Raw genomic sequence first — 5,194 nt, 5'->3', positions numbered from 1 at the left:
CTCGATGTCGAGCAGCCCGCCGCCGCGCTGCATCTGGGTCCGCTGCTCACCGAGGATGACCGCCGCTACCTGACCTGCGATGCCACCTGCGAGGTGTGGTTCGAACGTGCCGGCGAGGTCATCGGCGCCGGGCGGGCGACGCGCACCATCAGCCGGCGGCTGCGCCGGGCGCTGGAGCATCGCCACCGCATGTGCGCGGTGCCCGGCTGCGGCGCCACCCGTGGGCTGCACGCCCATCACCTCCGGCATTGGGAAGACGGCGGCCCCACCGAGCTGGCCAACCTCGTGCTGGTCTGCCCCTATCACCACCGACTGCACCACCGCGGCGTCATCACCCTCACCGGACCCGCCGCCGACCTCACCGTCACCGACAGCCGCGGCAGACCACTGAGCACAGCATCACTTGCGCGCCCACCCACCCTGGCCCCACCCGACGTCGCGCCATGCCCCGGACCCACCGGCGAACGCGCCGACTGGTGGTGGTACGACCCCTTCCAACCGCAACCACCACCACCCAACTAGGCCGGCAGCGCGGTCATCGACCAGATTCCCGATCTCGGCGTCACGGGTTTCGCGCTGGATCCTCAACTGCTACATCGGCTACCCGAGTCAGCCGGGGCAGCCCTCACGGTTCGCGGTGTCAAGCGCCTTCGGCGCGCCCTCGAGGGCGGAGTGCAGCGACTCGAAGACCTGCGGGTCCCACGTCAGCGCCGTCTTCCAGTCCAGCCCGGCCTGGTTGGAGACGAAAATGCTGTGCGTGTCGTCGAACGCGTAGCAGCGCCGGTGCGGCAGCACGGAATCGGGCAGGTCGACCGCCAGCGCGCTGCGCAACGCCACGATGCCGTCGTTGGGCCACACCATGGGGTTGACCTGCCCGGCCTTGGTGAATTTCTTGCCCCCGATCAGCACCACCGGGATCTTGTCCAACACCCCGGCCTGGAACTGGTTCCAGCCGTCCTTGCCCATCAGGTAAGCCTGATTCACCTCGCGGCCGGAACCCGACACCAGCCGCAGCACTTCGGTCTTGAAACCCTTCATCGCGTTCTCGCAGAACTGGTCGCCCGCGCAGTCGGTCAGCGGGAGGACGTCGTTGGCGTAATCCGACAGGTACGAGCCCTGCCACGGCGTGCCGATCGTGGTCAGCGAGCGGACGTGCACCGCCGAGTTCGTGGTGGTCAGTACCCGGATCGCCGCCCGCGAGTACAGGCCGCCCATCGAGTGGCCGACCAGGTCGACCTCGTTTATGCCCTTGTCGGTGTGCAGGTAGGTCAAAAACCGCGCCAGGTGTTCGCCGGCGGTGTCGATGCTCCCGGTGGAGTTCACGGTCATGTTCTCCGGCAGCGTGATTGGGCAGACCCCGAACGGGCCGAAGCCGGTCTGGTCCACCACCTGTCCCCGGCCGGCCATCGCCGGTGACGTGAACACCTTGTAGCCCTGCTTGAGCAGGTATTCGCGGATCGCGGTGTCGGTGTTGCCCGCCGCCAGCCCGGTCGAGCACGCCTGGTCGGGTGTGGTGAACGGGCTCGTCGCATCCCCGCCGGAGACGATGACGACCGCCTGCGACGCCGCGCGCTTCTGGTCGGACCGGCCGCACCCCAGCAGCATCGACGTCGTGGCCACCACGATCGCGGTGAGCGCCAGCATGCGTCGCACACCCTGGATGCTAACCGTCGCACCGGCCGCGATCGGCCGATTCGAGCGACTCAGGGGGCGCGTCTGGGCCGTGCGCGTTCGCCGGCGAACCCGCGCACCGCGTAGGCGCGCACGAACTCGGCCACCGCCTGGGGATCGTCCATGTCCAGCGTCGAGGACGGCGTGCTGAAGAGCGAGAACAGGATGCGCGCGAACCATTCGCCGGCGGTCTGGACGTCGAGGTCCTTGCGCACCTCCCCGGTGAGCCTGGCGGCCGACAGGTAGGGCGCGACGAAGTCGACGCACTCGCGCAGCAGCACGGCGGCGTCCTTGGTCAGCAGCAGGCTGATGGCGTCCTCGTCGAAATACTTCTCGGATGCGATGGATCGCCGGGCCTGGGTTACGAAAACGGCTGCCTCGCTGAGCTTTTCCTCGAGGGAAGCGCCGCGCGCCATGGCTTTGGACATCTCGCGGTAGAACCGCTCGGAAGCGTGTTCGGCGCAGGCTTCGATGATGGCGCCCTTGTCGCCGAAGTACTCGTAGATGGTGCTGCGCGACACCCCGGCCGTCCTGGCGATGTCGACGATCGTCGCCTTCTGCAACCCCTGCTTGCGGAAGCAGGCGTACGCGGATTCCACGATCAACTCGCGGGTGTCGATGGCCTGGGCGGCCGCTTGGGTCATCACGGCACCAACGCACCCCGCGGCACCAACCCGGCGTCGGCCGACGCAAAAGCGGCGTTGACGTCGGTCAGGTGGAAGGGTTCGGGCATCAACCGGTCGAACGGGAACCTGGTGTGCTGCAGGAAGTTCAGGCCGATCGCCAGCGTGACGGGTTCGTAGAACATGACGCCGCGCACCGACTTGTTGCCGTAGACCAGCACGCTCGGATCCAGCTCGAAGGTTCGTCCCATGCCGACGTTGCCGACCTCGAGGAGCGTTCCCCCGTTGTTGAGGAAGCCGATCCCCTCGGGAATGACGCCCGGCACGCCGACGACCTCGAGCACCCAGTCGGCGCCGACGCCGCCGGTGCGCGCGCGGACCTGTTGGGCGACCTCCGCGGCCGACAGGGCGCTCGCGTCGATGCAATGTGTGGCACCGAAATCGGCGGCGACGTCGAGCCGTTCGGGGATCTTGTCGATGACGATGACCTCCGCGGCACCGGCGGTGCGGGCCACGGCCGCGGCGTTGATGCCCAGCCCGCCCGCACCCTGGATGACCACCGTGTCGCCGAGGCGCACCTCGCGCAGCGCGAACAGCACCTGGGCCAGCGCGCAGTTCAGCGGGGCGACGGCTTCGTCCGGCAGGCCCTCGGGCACCTTGTACAGCGGCTGGCGCCGGCTGGTGTAGTAGTACTCGCCGTAGGCGGCGACGAAGTGCGGCGCCTGATCGTGGGTCCGGTATTCGCCGGCCATCAGGTTCTGACACGCGTGGGAGCGGCCCCGCGCGCAGGCGTGGCACTGGCCGCAGAACCAGAAATACGGCGTGACCACGCGATCCCCCACCGCCAGCGGCTTCCCGGTCGCATCGGTGGTCAGGCCGTCGCCCAGTTCGGCGATCTCGCCCACCATTTCGTGGCCCATGGCGAACGGGCACGGCAACGGCAGTTCGCCGCGGAAGATGTGCAGGTCAGATCCGCAGATGCCGGCCATCCGCAGCCGCAGCGCCGCGCTGCCGGGCGCCGGTGTGGTCAACGGAAACTCGGCCAGCTCGATGGGACCGCCGTGGGCGGTCAGCAGCGCGAGCTTCGGCATGATGATCCCCCTCAGTTGGCGGGCGCCAGGATCAACCCGCTGGTGGGCACGCCGGTTCCCGACGTGACGAGCACGTGCTCGACGTTGTCGACCTGGTTGTAGGACGTCCCGCGGACCTGGCGCACTCCCTCGGTGATGCCGTTCATGCCGTGGATGTAGGCCTCGCCGAGCAGCCCGCCATTGGTGTTGATCGGGAACTCCCCACCCAGTGAGAGCCGCTCGACGGTGGCGAAGTCCTTCGCCTCGCCGCGTCCGCAGAACCCGAGCTCCTCGAGCTGGGCGAACACGAACGGCGTGAAATGGTCGTAGATGAAGGCGGTTTGGATGTCCTGCGGCTTGAGGCCCGAGTCGCGCCACAGCCTCTTGGCGACCACGCCCATCTCGGGCAGCCCGGTGATGTCGTCGCGGTAGTAGCTGGTCATCATCTCGCCGTCGGCGGCCGCGCCCTGGGCGGCCGCCGTGATGATCGCCGGCGGCTGTCGTAGGTCGCGCGCGCGTTCGGCGCTGGTGACCACGAGCGCGACCCCGCCGTCGCTTTCCTGGCAGCAATCCAGCAGCCGCAGTACCGGTTCGACGATCCACCGCGATTTCTGGTGATCTTCCAGCGTGATCGGACGCTGGTAGAACCAGGCATCGGGGTTGCGGGCCGCGTGTGCGCGGTCCACGACCGCGATGCGGCCGAAGTCTTCGTTGGTGACGCCATACGTCGACATGTAGCGCTGGGCGTGCATCGCGACCCACGCCGCGGGGGTGAGCAGTCCGAAGGGCGCGTAGTGCGCCATGAACAGCGGGGTCCCCAGGTCGGTGCGCCCGCTGCCGCCGAACCGCATGCCGGAGCGTTCGTTGAAGGCGCGCCAGCACACCACCACGTCGGCGACGCCCGTCGCGACGGCCATGGCGGCGTGCACGACGGTGCCGGCGGCGGCCCCGCCGCCGTGGTGCACGCGGGAAAAGAAGCTCAGGTCGCCGATGCCCACGTTGCGGGCGATCTCGATCTCGTCGCTGGAATCCATCGTGAAGGTGACCATGCCGTCGACGTCTCCGGGTGTCAGGCCGGCGTCGTCGAGCGCGGCACTCACCGCCTCACAGGCCAATTGGAGCTCGCTGCGCCCCGACTCCTTGGAGAACTCGGTCTGGCCGATGCCGACGATGGCGCAGCTGCCGGGCAGCGAGGAGCTCACGCTTGACCCGTTTCGCACGCCCCGTCGAGCAGGCTGAGGACCGCCGTACCCGCGACGTGGTCGCCCAAGCTGTTGGAGCCCTTGAACGTCACCTCTACGAAGTTCTCATCCCCGCTGCCCTCGGTCTTTCCGGTGACGCTGCCGGTGAAGCGCAGCGGGTCGTCGGGAAAGCACGGCACGCCAAGGCGGATCGACAGGTTCTTGACCATCGCTTCGGGCCCGGCCCAGTCGGTGAGGAACCGCACGCAGTAGCCGTTGGTGGTGAGGATGTTCATGAACAGGTTGGGCGAGCCCTGCTTGTTCGCGTAGTCGCGGTCGTGGTGCACGGGCATGAAGTCGCGGGTGGCGATCGCCCCGGCGACGATCATCGTTGTGGTGATGGGGACTTCGAGCGGAGTCACCTCGTCGCCGACGGAGATGTCCGCCCAGCGCAGGGTGGTGGTGCGGCTCGTGGTGGTCGTCATGAGAGTCCTTCCGAATACGTTGCGCCCAACGTTGCGCCCAAGTGGGCCAGCTGCGCCGCGGCGGGGCCGAGCGTCAGCTCGTTGTGCTTGGCCCACAGGAAGTAGCGGTGCAGGGGATAGGTGATGTCGATCCCGATGCCGCCGTGGACGTGCTGGGCGGTGGC

At 68.5% G+C, this 5,194-nt stretch carries 6 protein-coding genes and 1 pseudogene; 1 reads left to right on the top strand and 6 read right to left on the bottom strand.

Annotation, left to right across the window (positions count from 1 at the left end; genetic code table 11):
* Window positions 1–522 (top strand): HNH endonuclease signature motif containing protein (locus A5713_RS19655; RefSeq protein ID WP_156751953.1); only part of this gene is annotated, 522 nt, incomplete at its 5' end.
* A gap of 87 nt (window positions 523–609) precedes the next feature.
* On the opposite strand, the gene A5713_RS19650 is transcribed toward A5713_RS19655, so the two are convergent.
* The 6 genes and pseudogenes from A5713_RS19650 to A5713_RS28430 all read right to left on the bottom strand — a co-directional run.
* The gene (locus A5713_RS19650) at window positions 610–1,644 is read right to left on the bottom strand and encodes an alpha/beta hydrolase (protein ID WP_102419834.1); all 1,035 of its coding nucleotides are present in this window, start codon (window positions 1,642–1,644) and stop codon (window positions 610–612) included.
* Window positions 1,645–1,703: 59 nt separating this feature from the next.
* On the bottom strand, window positions 1,704–2,315 hold the full coding sequence (locus A5713_RS19645) for a TetR/AcrR family transcriptional regulator (RefSeq protein WP_068098062.1): 612 nt from the start codon (window positions 2,313–2,315) through the stop codon (window positions 1,704–1,706).
* The gene (locus A5713_RS19640) at window positions 2,315–3,385 is read right to left on the bottom strand and encodes a zinc-binding dehydrogenase (protein WP_068098061.1); all 1,071 of its coding nucleotides are present in this window, start codon (window positions 3,383–3,385) and stop codon (window positions 2,315–2,317) included. Before A5713_RS19640 ends, A5713_RS19645 begins: the two co-directional genes overlap by 1 nt.
* A gap of 11 nt (window positions 3,386–3,396) precedes the next feature.
* Window positions 3,397–4,566, bottom strand: coding sequence for a lipid-transfer protein (locus A5713_RS19635; protein ID WP_068098060.1), 1,170 nt, complete (start codon window positions 4,564–4,566; stop codon window positions 3,397–3,399).
* Window positions 4,563–5,030, bottom strand: coding sequence for a MaoC family dehydratase (locus A5713_RS19630; protein ID WP_068098059.1), 468 nt, complete (start codon window positions 5,028–5,030; stop codon window positions 4,563–4,565). Before A5713_RS19630 ends, A5713_RS19635 begins: the two co-directional genes overlap by 4 nt.
* Window positions 5,027–5,194: pseudogene (locus tag A5713_RS28430) on the bottom strand (acyl-CoA dehydrogenase); the annotation flags it as partial. The pseudogene A5713_RS28430 and the gene A5713_RS19630, both read right to left, overlap by 4 nt.

Origin of the sequence: Mycobacterium sp. E2497 (assembly GCF_001668695.1) — a bacterium.
In the GTDB taxonomy this organism is placed as follows: Bacteria; Actinomycetota; Actinomycetes; order Mycobacteriales; family Mycobacteriaceae; genus Mycobacterium.
This window is presented reverse-complemented; position numbering and strand designations above follow the sequence as displayed.